Source organism: Klenkia sesuvii (assembly GCF_037083825.1).
Lineage (GTDB): Bacteria > Actinomycetota > Actinomycetes > Mycobacteriales > Geodermatophilaceae > Klenkia > Klenkia sesuvii.
On record NZ_JBAPLU010000012.1, the window covers coordinates 106,956 to 121,876 of the forward strand.

At 75.3% G+C, this 14,921-nt stretch carries 13 protein-coding genes; 4 read left to right on the forward strand and 9 right to left on the reverse strand.

Annotation, left to right across the window (positions count from 1 at the left end; genetic code table 11):
* Positions 1–23 precede the first annotated feature (23 nt).
* The 5 genes from TEK04_RS13235 to TEK04_RS13255 all read right to left on the reverse strand — a co-directional run bounded on the left by TEK04_RS13235 (position 24) and on the right by TEK04_RS13255 (position 6,105).
* Entirely contained in the window at positions 24–686 is a 663-nt protein-coding gene (locus tag TEK04_RS13235; RefSeq protein ID WP_336404817.1) for a TetR/AcrR family transcriptional regulator, read from the reverse strand.
* Between the two features lie 137 nt (positions 687–823).
* Positions 824–1,189, reverse strand: coding sequence for a helix-turn-helix domain-containing protein (locus tag TEK04_RS13240; protein WP_336404818.1), 366 nt, complete (start codon positions 1,187–1,189; stop codon positions 824–826).
* Between the two features lie 202 nt (positions 1,190–1,391).
* Positions 1,392–2,069: a CDP-diacylglycerol--glycerol-3-phosphate 3-phosphatidyltransferase gene (gene pgsA, locus TEK04_RS13245; RefSeq protein WP_336404819.1), complete on the reverse strand. Its 678-nt coding sequence runs from the start codon at positions 2,067–2,069 to the stop codon at positions 1,392–1,394.
* Positions 2,066–3,517: a 30S ribosomal protein S12 methylthiotransferase RimO gene (gene rimO / locus TEK04_RS13250; RefSeq protein WP_336404820.1), complete on the reverse strand. Its 1,452-nt coding sequence runs from the start codon at positions 3,515–3,517 to the stop codon at positions 2,066–2,068. Before rimO ends, pgsA begins: the two co-directional genes overlap by 4 nt.
* A 23-nt stretch (positions 3,518–3,540) precedes the next feature.
* Positions 3,541–6,105 (reverse strand): DNA translocase FtsK, encoded by a 2,565-nt coding sequence (locus TEK04_RS13255; RefSeq protein WP_336404821.1) that lies wholly within the window; start codon positions 6,103–6,105, stop codon positions 3,541–3,543.
* An 81-nt stretch (positions 6,106–6,186) separates the two neighbouring features.
* Between TEK04_RS13255 and TEK04_RS13260 the strand changes: the two genes are divergently transcribed.
* A complete protein-coding gene (locus TEK04_RS13260; RefSeq protein ID WP_336404822.1) occupies positions 6,187–8,127 on the forward strand; it encodes a dipeptidyl-peptidase 5 in 1,941 nt (646 codons plus the stop codon).
* A gap of 129 nt (positions 8,128–8,256) precedes the next feature.
* On the opposite strand, the gene TEK04_RS13265 is transcribed toward TEK04_RS13260, so the two are convergent.
* Both TEK04_RS13265 and dapA read right to left on the reverse strand, forming a co-directional pair.
* The gene (locus tag TEK04_RS13265) at positions 8,257–9,933 is read right to left on the reverse strand and encodes a ribonuclease J (RefSeq protein WP_336404823.1); all 1,677 of its coding nucleotides are present in this window, start codon (positions 9,931–9,933) and stop codon (positions 8,257–8,259) included.
* The gene (gene dapA, locus TEK04_RS13270; protein WP_336404824.1) at positions 9,930–10,835 is read right to left on the reverse strand and encodes a 4-hydroxy-tetrahydrodipicolinate synthase; all 906 of its coding nucleotides are present in this window, start codon (positions 10,833–10,835) and stop codon (positions 9,930–9,932) included. Before dapA ends, TEK04_RS13265 begins: the two co-directional genes overlap by 4 nt.
* A gap of 59 nt (positions 10,836–10,894) precedes the next feature.
* Here dapA and TEK04_RS13275 point away from each other — a divergent pair, with 59 nt between their 5' ends.
* On the forward strand, positions 10,895–11,431 hold the full coding sequence (locus tag TEK04_RS13275) for a hypothetical protein (RefSeq protein ID WP_336404825.1): 537 nt from the start codon (positions 10,895–10,897) through the stop codon (positions 11,429–11,431).
* Between the two features lies 1 nt (position 11,432).
* Here TEK04_RS13275 and thyX read toward each other — a convergent pair whose 3' ends face one another.
* The gene (gene thyX, locus TEK04_RS13280; RefSeq protein ID WP_336404826.1) at positions 11,433–12,185 is read right to left on the reverse strand and encodes an FAD-dependent thymidylate synthase; all 753 of its coding nucleotides are present in this window, start codon (positions 12,183–12,185) and stop codon (positions 11,433–11,435) included.
* Positions 12,186–12,226: 41 nt separating this feature from the next.
* Positions 12,227–13,456: a winged helix-turn-helix domain-containing protein gene (locus TEK04_RS13285; RefSeq protein WP_336404827.1), complete on the reverse strand. Its 1,230-nt coding sequence runs from the start codon at positions 13,454–13,456 to the stop codon at positions 12,227–12,229.
* Positions 13,457–13,508: 52 nt separating this feature from the next.
* Here TEK04_RS13285 and TEK04_RS13290 point away from each other — a divergent pair, with 52 nt between their 5' ends.
* Both TEK04_RS13290 and TEK04_RS13295 read left to right on the forward strand, forming a co-directional pair.
* Positions 13,509–14,126 (forward strand): GNAT family N-acetyltransferase, encoded by a 618-nt coding sequence (locus tag TEK04_RS13290; protein WP_336404828.1) that lies wholly within the window; start codon positions 13,509–13,511, stop codon positions 14,124–14,126.
* Positions 14,123–14,788: a DUF2461 domain-containing protein gene (locus tag TEK04_RS13295; RefSeq protein WP_336404829.1), complete on the forward strand. Its 666-nt coding sequence runs from the start codon at positions 14,123–14,125 to the stop codon at positions 14,786–14,788. The genes TEK04_RS13290 and TEK04_RS13295 overlap by 4 nt, the downstream gene beginning before the upstream one ends.
* Positions 14,789–14,921: the final 133 nt, after the last annotated feature.

Consider the following 14,921-nt stretch of genomic DNA (forward strand, 5'->3'; position numbering starts at 1 on the left):
GGTGGGAATCTACCGGCCCGGGCTCACCGTCCGGGCGCGACCCGTGCCACCGTGGCGGCCTGCCGGGCCCGCTGCTCAGGCGTCCCCGGCCGCAGCACCAGGCCGACCAGCCAGGACAGGACGACGGCTGCGGTGTCCTCGTCCAGGAAGAGCGCCGACCGCAGCCGCTGGGCCACCTTGCCCTGGTCGGCGGCCTGCAGCAGCCGGGCGAGCACCTCGGGCTCGGTCTGGGCCAACCGGCGCAGCACCGGGTGCCCCCCGACCTCCTCGGCCAGCGCCAGGAGCGCGCGCTCCCGCGGCAGGCCGGCGGCCAACCCGGCCAGGCGCACGAGCTCGGCCTCCAGCAGGGCGCCGGCGACGTCGTCCTTGGTGCGGAAGTGGTTGTAGAGCGTGGCCTTCGCGACGCCGGCCGCCGACGCCACGTGCTGCATCGTCGTCCGCTTGAGGCCGTGCTCGGCGAACGCGACCGCGGCGCCGGCCAGCAGCCCGCGGCGGGTGCGCGCGACGGTCGCCCCGGCCTTGCTGGGCGGCGCCTGACCCGCCGGCGGGCGCAGCAACGGGAGCTCGCCGAGCACCACCGTGGAGTGGCGGCCCGTCTCCTCGGCCGGCGGGGTCGCGGTCAGCACGGTGCCGGTGTCCTCGATGGTGCGCGGGGAGTACCGGTCGGGCAGCGGCAGCGGATTCACCCACACTGTGTCCCATCACGCTCACCCAGGGTCAAGGACGTCGACGGTGAGCAGCGCTCGTGTCGCCCCACCCGCACCACCCGGCCGTGGGTCCGGGCGGCGAGGGATCAAGGGGCGAGGGATCACGCGGCGAGGGATCAGGCGGCGAGGGCCACCGGGTCGCGCCGGCGGGCGGGTGCACCGACCAGCGCCAGAGCCGGCTCCGTCGACTGCTCGGCCGGCTCCTCGACGGGCGCGGCGGGCACCAGCGGCGTGATCTCCGGACGGGCCGAACCGGCCCGCAGCTCGTCGCTCACCTGCGCGAGCAGGTCGGCCAGCTCCACGTCGAGGGCGTCGCAGATGGAGGCCAGCAGCTCCGAGGAGGCCTCCTTCTGCCCGCGCTCGACCTCGGAGAGGTACCCCAGGCTGACGCGGGCGGCGCCGGAGACGTCGCGCAGCGTGCGCCGCTGGCTCAACCGGTGGCCGCGCAGGGTGGTGCCGAGCTGGGTGCGCAGCAGCGTCATCGCCGTCTCCTGTCCCGATCGGTGATCGTGGTCCCACGGTACGCGCGGGTGGCCGAGTGGACCCCTCGGAGCGGCCCGCGTCCGCTCACGGCAGAACGCCGGAGGCGTGTGCGTCCTTCCCGGAGCCGGCCGCGCACGGCGGCGCGCGACCGCCCACGACCGCGCCCGACCGGGCCCCGACCAGGCCCCGACCGGGCCCCGACTAGGCCGCGGTGTCGGTGCGGCGTCCGGCGTCGCCGACGTCGTGCCCGGCCGCGGCCCGGCGGGCAGCCGCGTTGCGCATGGCCCGGGCGCTGGTGCGCCGCAGCCGGACCGCCCGGACGACGTAGTCCAGACCGGTGACCAGCGTCAGCAGCAGGGCACCACCCATGAACCACCACCGCACCGAGGCCAGCACCCCGGTGAGCGGCATGAGGTACAGGCCGATGGCCAGCGCCTGCACCACGGTCTTGGCCTTGCCGCCGCGGCTGGCGGCGATGACCCCGTGCCGGATCACCCAGAACCGCAGCAGGGTCACCCCCAGCTCGCGCACGAGGATGGCCAGGGTGACCCACCAGGCCAGCAGGCCCAGCACCGACAGCCCGATGAGGGCCGACCCGGTGAGCGCCTTGTCGGCGATCGGGTCGGCCATCTTGCCGAACTCGGTGACCTGGTTGGTGCGCCGGGCGATCATTCCGTCGTAGCGGTCGGTGATGATCGCCAGGGCGAAGAACAGCGTCGCCCACCAGCGTCGGGCCTCGTCCATGCCGCCGTCGGCCAGCAGTAGCCACGCGAACAGCGGCACCACGGCCAGCCGCAGCACCGTCAGCGCGTTGGGCAGGTTCACCAGCTTCGCCGTCTGGGGCGGAGTGGCGGCCGGGTCGGGCAGGACGCTGCTCATGCGCGGTCGGGACCTGCCCCCACCGGCACCCGGCACGCCGCCACGAGGTCCACGCCCTCGGTGTCGGTCACCTCGGCGGGCACCACCTCGCCGGGCACCGCGTCGGGGCCGACCCCGGTGACGGTGGTGGTGCCGTCGGCGTCGGGGTCCTGGTGCTCGGCGTGGCCGGTCCAGACGCCGGGGGCCTGGCGTTCGGTGAGCAGCACCTGCACGGTGGAGCCGATGCGCTCCTCGGCGCGCTGGGCGGTGAGCTCCTCGACCAGGTCGGTGATGCGGGCCACCCGTGCGTCCACCTCGTGCTGGGGCAGGTGGCCGTCGAGGCGGGCGGCCTCCGTGCCCTCCTCGTCGGAGTAGCCGAACACGCCGACCGCGTCGAGCCGGGCGGCCACCAGGAAGCGCTCGAGCTCGGCGACGTCCTCCTCGGTCTCCCCCGGGAACCCGAGGATGACGTTGGTGCGGAAGCCGGCCGTCGGCGCCAACGCCCGCGCCCGCTCGACCAGGGCCAGGAAGTCCTCGGTGCCGCCGAAGCGGCGCATGCGGCGGAGCAGGGTGGGCGAGCTGTGCTGGAAGGACAGGTCGAAGTACGGGGCCACCCCGGGCGTGGTGGCGATGGTCTCCAGCAGCCCCGGGCGCAGCTCCGCGGGCTGGAGGTAGGCCACGCGGATTCGGGCGAGGCCCTCGATCGCGGCCAGCTGCGGCAGCAGCTTCTCCAGCGACCGCAGGTCGCCGACGTCCTTGCCGTAGGAGGTGGAGTTCTCGCTCACCAGCACCAGCTCGGTCACGCCCTGCCCGGCCAGCCACTGCGCCTCACCGAGCACCTCCGCGACCGGGCGGGACACGAACGCGCCGCGGAAGGCCGGGATCGCGCAGAACGCGCACCGGCGGTCGCAGCCCGAGGCCAGCTTCAGCGAGGCGGTCGGCCCGGTGGTGAGCCGGGTGCGCTTGAGCCAGTCGTGCCCGGGGATGGCCGGCGACGTCGGGGCGACGGCCGCCCGGGTGCGGTCGGCCGGGCTGATCGGCAGCAGGGTGCGGCGGTCGCGCGGGGTGTGCGGCACCAGCGGACGACCGGCCAGGACGTCGTCGAGCCGCTCGCCGATGGCGCCGTAGTCGTCGAAGCCGAGCACGGTGGCCTCGGGCAGCGCGGAGGCCAGTTCGCTGCCGTAGCGCTCGGCCATGCACCCCACCGCCACGACCTTCGCCCCGCCGTCCCCGGCCTCCAGGATGGCGTCGACGGAGTCCTTCTTCGCGGTCTCGATGAACCCGCAGGTGTTGACCAGCACGGCGTCGGCGTCGGCGGCGTCGGCCACCAGCTCGTAGCCGTCGGCGGCCAGCCGGCCGGCCAGCTCCTCGGAGTCGACCTCGTTGCGGGCGCAGCCCAGCGTCACCATCGCCACCTTGGTGGCGTCGGCGGGGAGGTCGGCGAGAGGGAGAGCGGGCACAGCTGGCACCGGTCCATGGTACGGGCCGTCGCTCAGGCGTCACCGCCGCGCAGCAGGTACAGCGCGCCCTCGAGCTCGTCGGGCTTGAGCAGCACGTCGCGGGCCTTGGACCCCTCCGACGGGCCGACGATGCCGCGGCTCTCCATGAGGTCCATCAGGCGGCCGGCCTTGGCGAACCCGACGCGCAGCTTGCGCTGCAGCATCGAGGTGGAGCCGAACTGGCTGGTCACCACCAGCTCCACGGCCTGCACCAGCAGGTCGAGGTCGCCACCGATGTCCTCGTCGATCTCCTTCTGCTCACCGCTGGCCGCGGTGAAGACCTCTTCCCGGTACTCGGGCTCGGCCTGCCGCTTGGTGAACTCGACGACCGCCTCGATCTCGGCGTCGGAGACGAACGCGCCCTGCACGCGCAGCGGCTTGCCGGCCCCGATGGGCAGGAACAGGGCGTCGCCCATGCCGATCAGCTTCTCCGCGCCGGGCTGGTCGAGGATGACCCGGCTGTCGGTGAGGCTCGAGGTGGAGAACGCCAGCCGCGAGGGCACGTTGGCCTTGATCAGGCCGGTGACGACGTCGACCGAGGGCCGCTGCGTGGCCAGCACCAGGTGGATGCCGGCGGCGCGGGCCTTCTGGGTGATCCGGACGATGGACTCCTCGACGTCGCGGGCCGCGACCATCATGAGGTCGGCCAGCTCGTCGACGATGGCCAGGATGTAGGGGTAGGGCCGGTAGACCCGCTCGCTGCCGGGCGGAGCGGTGACCTCGCCGCGCTCGACCTTGCGGTTGAAGTCGTCGACGTGCCGCACCCCGGTGGCCCGCATGTCCTGGTAGCGCTGCTCCATCTCCTCCACCAGCCAGGCGAGCGCGGTGGCTGCCTTCTTGGGGTCGGTGATGATCGGCGTGATCAGGTGCGGGATGCCGTCGTAGGGCGTCAGCTCGACCATCTTGGGGTCGATGAGGATCATCCGGAGCTGGTCGGGGGTGGCCCGCAGCAGCAGCGAGGTCAGCAGCGAGTTCACGCACGAGGACTTGCCGGCGCCGGTCGCACCGGCGACCAGCAGGTGCGGCATCTTGGCGAGGTTGGCGCAGACGAAGCCGCCCTCGATGTCCTTCCCCAGGCCGACCAGCATCGGGTGCGGGTCCTGCTTGGCCGCCCCCGAGCGCAGCACGTCGCCCAGGCTGACCTTCTCGCGGTCGACGTTGGGCACCTCGATGCCGACCGCGGACTTGCCCGGGATCGGCGCCAGGATGCGGATGTTGTCGTTGGCGACGGCGTAGGCCAGGTTGCGGGTCAGCGCGGTGATCTTCTCGACCTTGACCGCGGGCCCCAGCTCGACCTCGTAGCGGGTCACCGTCGGGCCGCGGGTGAACCCGGTGACCGCGGCGTCGATGTTGAACTGCTCGAGGACGCCGGTGATGGCCTCGATGGCGATGTCGTTGGACTTCGACCGGGCCTTGGGCGGGTCGCCCGGCCGCAGCGAGTTCAGCGAGGGCAGCACGTAGTCGCCCTCGACCGGCTCGATGACCATCTGCTCGGGCTCGGTGATCGGCGGCAGCTCGGGCTCGACGCGGCGGGTGCGGTCCTCCACCACGGGCGGACGGCGCAGCGCGGTGCCCGTCGTCGGCTCGACCGCGACCGCGTCCCCGGCGCCGTCGACGTCCCCGGTGTCGATGACCCCGGTCTCGGTGGTGTCGGCGGCGGACTGCAGGGCGTCCATCGCGGCCTGCGCACGACCGCGGCGGACCGCCCGCGGCTTCGGCGGGTCGGCGTCCTCGCCCAGGTCGGGGACGAACTCGTCGTCCTCGGCGTCGTCGTCCTCGTCGTACTCGTCGTCGCCGCGGCCGGTGACGCGGTCGACGAACCCGCGCAGGCGTTCGGGCACCTGGTGGACCGGGGTCGCGGTGACCACCAGGACGCCGAAGAACACGACGAGCAGGAACAGGGCGACGCCCACGGCGGTGCCGACGCCGGCGCCGACGGGGTTGCCGACCGCCCACCCCACGACCCCGCCGCCGGTGCCGCGGTCCTCGCCGGTGGGCGAGCCGGTGACCAGGTGGGCGATGCCGAGCACGGGGAGGACGACGCAGACCCAGCCGATGATCAGCCGGCCCCGGGCCTCCGGGCGGGGTCCGTGCCGCAGCAGCCGGACGGCGGCCAGCAGCAGGACGACGGGGAGGAGGTAGGTGAGCGCGCCGAAGGCCCAGCGGAAGGCCTCGACGATGGTCGACCCGACCGGGCCGACGTCGCCGACGTAGGCGGTGACGCCGAGCACGATGGCCAGGCCCAGCACGGCGAGGCCGACGCCGTCGCGACGGTGCTCGGGGGCCAGCGGCTCGGCCTCCTCGGGCCGGGCGACCGAGCGGGCCAGCCCACCGGCCCCGCGCGCGAGCAGCGACCAGGTGCCGCTGGCGGCCGACCACAGGCCGGCGCCGACCGAGCGGCGCCGGGGTGCCGGACGGCGGGCGGCGGTGGTGCTCCCCCGCTTGGCCGGCGCCCGCTTGGCGGGGGCCTTCTTCTTGGCGGCGGTGGTCGCCGGGCGGCTGCGCGACGAGCCGCCGGCAGTCGACCGGCGGGTCGACGTGGTCGAGCGCGCAGGCATGTCGTCGACGGTAATCGCGCGCGTGGTGCCCGTGTGGCAGGCGGGAGAGCGTGTCTGACCCGCGGACTAGCGTCACGGGGCATGCGGACGCTGCCCTTCGGATCCTGGCCGACCCCGATCACCTCCGAGCTGGTGGTGCGCGCCGCGGCCCGCCTCGGGGAGGTCGCCGTCGACGGCGCCGACGTCTGGTGGGCCGAGTCGCGGGCCAGCGAGGGCGGGCGCACCGTGCTGGTCCGCCGGGGGCCCGACGGGTCGACGACCGACCTGCTGCCCGAGCCGTGGAACGCACGCACCCGGGTGCACGAGTACGGCGGCGGGGCCTGGACCGTGGCGGCCGGGCAGGTGTTCTGCACGGAGTTCTCGGACCAGCGGCTGTACCGGGTGGTGCCCGGCGCCGGCCCCGAGCCGCTCACGGCGGCCCCCGACATCCCGGCCGGCGTGCGCTTCGCCGACCTCTCGGTCACCCCCGGCGGGCAGGTGCTCTGCGTCCGCGAGACGCACACGGCCTCCGGCGTGGCCGCCGAGGTGGTGCACGAGGTGGTCGTGGTCGCCCCGGACGGCACGACCGAGGTGCTGGTCAGCGGCCCGGACTTCGTCTCCGACCCCCGCCTGGGCCCGGACGGTGCGCTCAGCTGGTTGCAGTGGCAGCACCCGGACATGCCCTGGGACGCCGCGCAGCTGGTGGTCCGCGCCGTCGACGGCACCGAGACCGTGGTGGCCGGGGGCGCCGGCGAGTCGGTGGTGCAGCCCTCGTGGGCCGCCGACGGCTCGCTGCTGTTCTTCGCCGACCGCACGGGGGTGTGGGCGCTGTACCGCTGGCGGCCCGGCGGGGAGCCCGAGCTGCTGCTGGACCCGGGCTCGGACATGGCCGGCCCGCAGTGGGTGTTCGGCGCCAGCCGGTACGCCGAGCTGGCCGACGGCCGGCTGGTGGTGGCCTACGGCCGCGACGGCGCGGACCGCCTCGCCGTCCTGGACGCCGACGGGCCGCGGGAGCTGCCCACCCGCTACGCCTCCTTCGCCCAGCTGCGCGCCGAGGGCACCGCGGTGGTCTGCGTGGCCGGCGGCCCCACCACGAGGGCCGAGGTGGTGCGGGTCGACGTCGACGGCGGCGGGGTCGAGGTGCTGCGCCCCGCACCGGCCGACGTCGACGCGGCCTGGTTCTCCCGCCCCGAGCTCGTCACCTTCCCCAGCACCGACCTGGACGGCGTCGCCGAGGCGCACGCGCTGGTGTACCCGCCGACCAACCCCGAGGTCCGGGGCCCCGAGGGCGACCTGCCGCCGGTGGTGGTGGTCGTGCACGGCGGACCCACCGCGGCCGCCTCCCCCGTCCTGTCCACGGCGGTGCAGTACTGGACCTCGCGCGGGTTCGCCGTCGCCGACGTCGACTACCGGGGCTCGACCGGTTACGGCCGGGCCTTCCGCGACGCCCTGCAGGGCCGCTGGGGCGTGGCCGACCTCGACGACGTCGTGGCCTGCGTACGCCACCTGTCCTCGGCCGCCGCGCCGGCACACCTGCGGGTCGACCCGGCGCGGGCGGTCATCCGCGGCGGCTCGGCCGGCGGGTACACCACGTTGGCCGCGCTGACCTTCCGCCCGGGGGTCTTCGCCGCCGGCGCCAGCCACTACGGCGTCGCCGACCTCGCCGCGCTGGCCGCCGACACGCACTCCTTCGAGTCCCGCTACCTCGACGGGCTGATCGCCCCGTGGCCGTCCGGCCGGGCGGTGTACGCCGAGCGCTCGCCCATCCACCACGTCGACGCCCTCGCCACCCCGCTGGCGGTGTTCCAGGGGTCGGAGGACCGCGTGGTGCCCCCCGAGCAGGCCGAGATGATGGTGGCCGCGCTGCGGGAGAAGGGCGTGCCGCACGCCTACCTGCTCTTCCCGGGCGAGCAGCACGGCTTCCGACGGGCGGAGAACATCCGGGCCGCCCTGGACGGCGAGCTGTCCTTCTACGCCCAGGTGCTCGGCTTCGACCTGCCGCCCGAGGAGGGCATCGTCCCGATCGAGGTCGTGCGGCCCTGAGCACACCGTCGCGCTCCGCGCTCCCACCGCGGCCACGTGCCACGGCGGCTGCGCGGAGCCCGCACGTGCGCCGCCGGCGGGAGGACTCCGTCCCCCGCACCGACGGTCGCACACGGCCTCCGGCCGGTGCTACACCTCGAGCACGGTGGGGACGATCATCGGGCGGCGGCGGTGGGTGGTCGCCACCCAGGTGCCCACCGTGCGCCGCACGACCTGGGCCAGGCGGTGGCTGTCGACCGGCCCGTCGGCCAGGGTGCGGCGCAGGGCCTGCTCGACGAGCTCGACGGCCGGGGCGAACACGGCGGGGTCGTCGGCGAAGCCGCGCGCGGTGAGGTGGACGGGCGCGACGACGGTGCCGGTCGCGGGCTCCAGGACGACGGTGACGGCCACGAAACCGTCGTCGCCCAGGATCTGCCGGGCCGTGAGGGTCTCCTCGCCCACGGTGCCGACGGTCGCGCCGTCGACGTACACGTTCCCGATGGGCACCGCGCCCACGATCGACGCGACGCCGTCGACGAGGTCGACGACGACGCCGTCCTCGGCCAGCAGCACCTGCTCGGGCCGCAGCCCCACCTCGGCGGCGATGGCCGCGTGCGCCCGCAGGTGCCGCCACTCGCCGTGCACCGGCAGGAGGTGCCGGGGCCGGGCGACCTGGAGCAGCAGCCGCAGCTCGCCGGCCGGGGCGTGCCCGGAGACGTGCACGCGGGCGGTCTCCTTGTGCACCACGGTCGCGCCGAGCCGGGCCAGCCCGTTGATGACCTTGTAGACGGCGGTCTCGTTGCCCGGCACCAGCGAGCTGGCCAGCACCACGGTGTCGCCGGGCTGGATGGTGACCTGGGCGTGGGTGCCGGCCGCCATGCGGCCCAGCGCGCTGAGCGGCTCGCCCTGCGAGCCGGTGCTCACCAGCACGACCTGGTGCGCCGGCAGCGCCGTGGCCTCCTCGACGGGCACCAGCAGCCCGGCGGGCACGTGCAGCAGGCCCAGCTCCTGCGCCACGCCCATGTTGCGGACCATCGACCGGCCGACGAACGCCACCCGGCGGCCGTGCCGCGCTGCGCTGTCGAGCACCTGCTGGATGCGGTGCACGTGGCTGGCGAAGCTGGAGACCACCAGCCGCTGCCGGGCCGCGGCGAACACGGTGTCCAGCACCGGACCGATCGACCGCTCGCTGGTGACGAAGCCGGGCACCTCGGCGTTGGTGGAGTCGCTGAGCAGCAGGTCGATGCCGGCCTCGCCGAGCCGGGCGAAGGCGCCGAGGTCGGTCAGCTGCCCGTCGAGGGGCAGCTGGTCCATCTTGAAGTCGCCGGTGTGCACGAGCGTGCCGGCCGGGGTGTGCACGGCGACGGCGAGGGCGTCGGGGATGGAGTGGTTGACGCCGACGAACTCGAGGTCGAAGGGCCCGGCGCGGTGCTGGCCGCCGGCGGCCACCTCGACCAGGTGCGGCTCGATGCGGTGCTCGCGCAGCTTGGCCGCGACCAGGGCCAGGGTGAAGCGGGAGCCGACGAGCGGGATGTCCGGGCGCAGCCGCAGCAGGTAGGGGACGGCCCCGATGTGGTCCTCGTGCCCGTGGGTGAGGACGACGGCCTCGACGTCGGCCAGCCGCGGCTCGATGACCGAGAAGTCGGGCAGGACCAGGTCGACGCCGGGCTGCTCGGCCTCGGGGAACAGCACCCCGCAGTCGATGACCAGCAACCGGCCGTCGAACTCCAGCACGGCCATGTTGCGGCCGATCTCGCCCAGCCCGCCGAGCGCGACGACCCGGAGCCCACCGGCGGGCAGGGGCGGCGGGGCCAGCGGGGCGGTCACAGCTCGACGCCGCCGGCGCGCAGCTGCGCGCGCAGCTGCGCGACCTCCTCGGCGGTGGCGTCGACCAGCGGTGGACGGGTCGGCCCGGCGGGCAGGCCCAGGGCGTGCAGGGCGGCCTTGACCATCATGGCGCCCTGGCCGCCGCCCATGATGCCGTCGTAGACCGGCAGCAGGGAGTCGTTGACCGCACGGGCCCGACCGAGGTCCCCGTCCTCCACGGCCGCCACCAGCTCGGCCAGCCGGGGTCCCACGACGTGCCCGACCACGCTGACCACCCCGACCGCACCGATCGCCAGCAGCGCGAGGTTGAGCACGTCGTCGCCGCTGTAGTAGGCGAGGTCGGTGCGGGCGAGGGTCCACGAGACGTCGTTGAGGTTCCCCTTGGCGTCCTTGACGGCCACGATGCGGGGGTGCTCGGCCAGCTCGACGAGGGTCTGGACGGCGATGGGCACCTGCGAGCGGGGCGGGATGTCGTAGAGCATCACCGGCAGGTCGGTGGCGTCGGCGACCGCGCGGAAGTGGGTCAGCAGGCCGCGCTGGGTCGGCCGGTTGTAGTACGGCGTCACGACCAGCAGGCCGTGGGCGCCGGCGCGCTCGGCGGCCCGTGCCTTCTCCACCGAGTGCTCGGTGTCGTTGGTGCCGGCCCCGGCCACGACCACGGCACGGTCACCCACGGCGTCGAGGACGGCCCGCAGGAGCTCGACCTGGTCGGTGTCGGAGACGGTGGGCGACTCCCCCGTCGTGCCGTTGACGACGAGCCCGTCGTGCCGGCCCCGGTCGACCAGGTGGGCGGCCAGCTCCTGCGCACCGGCGAGGTCGACCGACCCGTCCGCGGTGAACGGCGTGACCATGGCCGTGAGGACGCGACCGAAGGGACGAGCGGGGTCGGTGGCGCCAGGCATGCCCGCCAACCTACCCAGCGCCCGGGCGGGGTGCCGCCGGTCCCGGCAGGATGCGGGCCATGTCCGCACGCTCCCCGCTCCCCCTGCGCCGGCCGCTGCTGCTCACCGGGGGGCCGGCCGCGGGGTGCACGTCGGTGGCGCAGGCCCTGGCCGAGCGGCGCGACCTGTGCGCCGTGGTGGAGGTCGCGCAGCTGCGGGGCATGCTGCGCTCCGGCGCGGTGGCCCCGTGGCGCCCCGGCGCGGGCGAGGGCCAGCACCGGCTCGCCGCCGTGCAGGCCTGCCTGCTGGCCGCCTCGTTCACCGCCGCCGGGGTCGAGGCCGTCGTGTGCGACGTGCTGCGCGGCGAGGTCGGCGCCGTCTACCGGTCGTCCACCGCTGCGCCGTTCGTGGTGGCGCTGCGGGTGCCGCTGGAGGTCGCGCGGGCCCGTGGCACGTCGGCCGCGCTGAGCCCGGTGGAGTTCGACGCGCTGCACGCCGAGGCGGCGGCGGTGCGCGACGTCGACCTCGAGGTGGACGCCGCCGCACCGCTGGTCGAGGTGGTCGCGGCCGTGGACGCGGCGTGGGCGGGGGCGGGGAGCGCGACCCCCACCCGGTGAGTCAGCCCTCCCCCACCAGCGGGCTGGCCGCCACCTCGGAGCCGTCGGCCAGGGTGCTGATGCGGAAGTCGTCGAACACGTGGGGTGCCACGCGCTGCAGCTCGCGCAGGCAGCGCACGGCGACGGTGCGGATCTCCACGTCGGCGTGCTCGCTGGCCCGCATGCCGACGAAGTGCCGCCAGGCGCGGTAGTTGCCGGTGACCACGATGCGGGTCTCGGTGGCGTTGGGCAGCACGGACCGGGCGGCCTGACGGGCCTGCTTGCGCCGGGCCGTGGCCTGCGGGGCGTCGGCGAACCGGGTCTCCAACCCGGCCAGCAGCTCGGTGTAGGCCTGCCGGGAGCTCTCGACGGCGGCGGTGAACAGCCGGTGCAGCTCGGGGTCCGCGGCGACGGCGGCCGGCTCGACGAAGGCGGCGTCGCCCTCGGGCACGTACCGCTGCGAGAGCTGGCTGTAGGAGAAGTGCCGGTGCCGGATGAGCTCGTGGGTCAGCGACCGCGACACCCCGGTGAGGTACATCGACACCGACCCGTGCTCGAGCACCGACAGGTGGCCGACCTCGAGGATGTGCCGCAGGTAGCCGGCGTTGGTGGCGGTGGCCGGGTTGGGCTTGCCCCAGGACTGGTAGCAGGCGCGGCCGGCGAACTCGGCCAGCGCCTGACCGCCGTCGGCGTCGGTCTCCCACGGCACGTCGGGCGGCGGGGTGAACTGCGTCTGCGCGATGACCTGGACCGTCAGCGGGGCGATGTCGGGCACAGCCCCCGACCCTACGGCGGGCGGGCCCGCGGACCGCGCCGTCACCCCACGGCCCGCGCCAGGTCGGTGGCCAGGTCACCGCGGTCGGCGACGACCACCTCGTCGAGCTCGAGCCACCCGGCCAGCAGCGCCAGCTCGGCAGCCAGCTCGGCGACGACCTCACCGCGGCCGGGACCGCCGCGCTCGCCGTGCGCGGACTGCACCCGCAGCACACCCGCGGGCCGGTCGGCCTTGAGGTCGACACGGGCCACGAGCTGGTCGCCGAGCAGGAAGGGCAGCACGTAGTAGCCGTGCACCCGCCGGGCGGCCGGGGTGTAGATCTCCAGGCGGTAGCGGAAGTCGAACAGGCGCTCGACCCGGGGCCGCTCCCACACCAGCGAGTCGAACGGCGAGAGCAGGGCCCGCGCGCGGGCCCACCGGGGGCGACGCGCGTGCGGGTCGAGCCAGGCCGGTCGGCCCCAGCCCTCGACCTCCACCGGCAGCAGGTCACCCGCCTCCGCGAGATCGCGCAGCGCCGTACGGGTGTCGGCGACGGGCAACCGGAAGTAGTCCCGCAGGTCGGTCTCGGTGGCCACCCCCAGCGCCCGGGCGGCCCGGTGCACCAGGGCGCGGACCGCGTCGGCCCGCGCCGGCACCGGGGCGGCCAGCACGCGCGCCGGCAGCACGCGCTCGGTGAGGTCGTAGACCCGCTCGAAGCCGGCGGTGCGCGCACGGGCGGAGAGCGCACCGACGTAGAACAAGTACTCCAAGGCCGCCTTGCCGGGGTGCCAGTTCCACATCTGGCCGGGGCGGGACGGCGGCCGGTCACCCACCTCGCTGGCCCGCAGCGGCCCGTGCTGGCGCACCCGCTCCAGCAGCTCGGCCACGTAGCCGGGGCGCTCGCGCTGCACCCGCAGCATCGATCCCCACGCGCCCTCCTCGGCCGCGGCCATGCGCCACCGCAGCAGGGGGTGCAGCTCCACCGGCAGGTAGGAGGCCTCGTGCGCCCAGTACTCGAACACGTCGTGCCGGGGCGCGTGCAGCCGGTCGAGCAGGACCCGGGGGTAGGGGCCCAGCCGGCTGAACAGCGGCAGGTAGTGCGAGCGGGACAGCACGTTCACCGAGTCGATCTGCACCACCGCCAGCCGCTCGACCACCGCGCGCAGCTGCCGCGTGCCCGGCTGCGCGCCGGAGGGGGCGACCGGACGGCGGTCCGCGAGGCCCTGGGCAGCCAGGGCGGCACGGCGCGCCTGCGCGGCGGTGAGGAGCTCGACGGCGGGCAGGTGCAGCACACCCCGATCCTGCCCCGGGGGTAGGACAGGGTGCCGGGCCTAGGGTTCGGGCGTGCAGCTGACCGGACGCGCCGACTTCTCGGTCCGGCCCGCCACGCCGGACGACGCGGCCGAGGTGGCTCGCGTGCAGGAGGTCACGTGGCGCACGGCCTTCCGAGCGTTCCTGCCCGCCGCCGTCCTCGACGAGTGGGACGCCGACGCCGTCGCCGCGGCCTGGCGCGACGCGGTCACGGCCCCGCCCACGCCGGGTCACGGTGTGCTCGTCGCCCAGGAGGGCGCCGCCGTCGTGGGGTTCGTCGCGTACGGACCGGCCGAGCTATCCCCGGCCGAGCGCTCGCGCGCCGAGCGCCCCCGGGCCGAGCTCCCCCGGGCCGAGGCACCGAGCGGCGACGGGCCGGCCGGCGAGCTGACCGCCCTGCTGGTGGAGCCGCGCTGGGGACGGCGGGGGCACGGGAGCCGGTTGCTGGCCGCGGCCGTCGACGTCCTCGCGGCCGCCGGCGTCCGGGAGCTGTGCATGTGGGTCCCCGACGACGACACCGTCACGCCGCGTTTCCTGGCCTCGGCGGGCTGGGCAGCAGACTCCTGGACCCGTGGCCTGGAGGCCGATGGCCGCACGATCCGCGAACGGCGCTGGCACGCGCTGATCGCCGAGGACGGGGAGCAGGCATGACGTTCGAGGGTTTCCCCGACGAGGGGCTCGTCTTCTACGAGGGCCTGGAGGCCGACAACAGCAAGTCCTACTGGACCCAGCACAGGCCTGCCTACGAGGAGCACGTGCGCGCCCCGATGACGGCGCTCGTCGAGGAGCTGGGGGCCGAGTTCGGCACGTCGAAGCTGTTCCGCCCGTACCGCGACGTCCGGTTCGCCAAGGACAAGACGCCGTACAAGACCCACCAGGGTGCCGTGCTGCACCGCGAGGGCGGGGGGCCGGGGGCCTGGTACGTGCAGGTGTCGGCCGACGGGCTGCACGTCGCCGGTGGCGCGTGGCGCCTGCAGCCCGACCAGGTGGACAGGTACCGGCGGGCGGTCGACGCAGACCTCCCGGGTGCCCGCCTGCAGACCGTGGTGGACGACCTGCGCCGTCGAGGCCTGTCCCTGGACGGGCACCGCCTCACCCGTACCCCGCGGGGCTACGACGCCGACCACCCGCGGGCCGAGCTGCTGCGGCACCGCTCGATCCACGGCGGTCGTCACTGGACGCCAGAGGACTGGCTGGGGACGCGGGAGGTCGTGGAGCGGGTGGTCACCGCCTTCCGCGCGCTGCAGCCGCTGGTGCAGTGGCTCCACGACAACGTCGGGGAGTCCACCGCCCCGCCGGAGCGTCGCCGCTGAGCAGCACGGTGTCGGGGGTGCCGGAAATGCATCAAGGGGGTCACAGCGTGTGTGCTGTGACCCCCTTGATGGAATGGTGTCCGGCGGCGTCCTACTCTCCCACCCAGTCCCCCGGGCAGTACCATCGGCGCTG

Excerpts from the sequence above, each read along its gene's own strand:
- TEK04_RS13240 (WP_336404818.1), bottom strand. The coding sequence starts at position 1,189 with ATGACGCTGCTGCGCACCCAGCTCGGCACCACCCTGCGCGGCCACCGG.
- pgsA (WP_336404819.1), bottom strand. The coding sequence starts at position 2,069 with ATGAGCAGCGTCCTGCCCGACCCGGCCGCCACTCCGCCCCAGACGGCG.
- TEK04_RS13255 (WP_336404821.1), bottom strand. The coding sequence starts at position 6,105 with ATGCCTGCGCGCTCGACCACGTCGACCCGCCGGTCGACTGCCGGCGGC.
- TEK04_RS13260 (WP_336404822.1), top strand. The coding sequence starts at position 6,187 with ATGCGGACGCTGCCCTTCGGATCCTGGCCGACCCCGATCACCTCCGAG.
- dapA (WP_336404824.1), bottom strand. The coding sequence starts at position 10,835 with ATGCCTGGCGCCACCGACCCCGCTCGTCCCTTCGGTCGCGTCCTCACG.
- TEK04_RS13275 (WP_336404825.1), top strand. The coding sequence starts at position 10,895 with ATGTCCGCACGCTCCCCGCTCCCCCTGCGCCGGCCGCTGCTGCTCACC.
- TEK04_RS13295 (WP_336404829.1), top strand. The coding sequence starts at position 14,123 with ATGACGTTCGAGGGTTTCCCCGACGAGGGGCTCGTCTTCTACGAGGGC.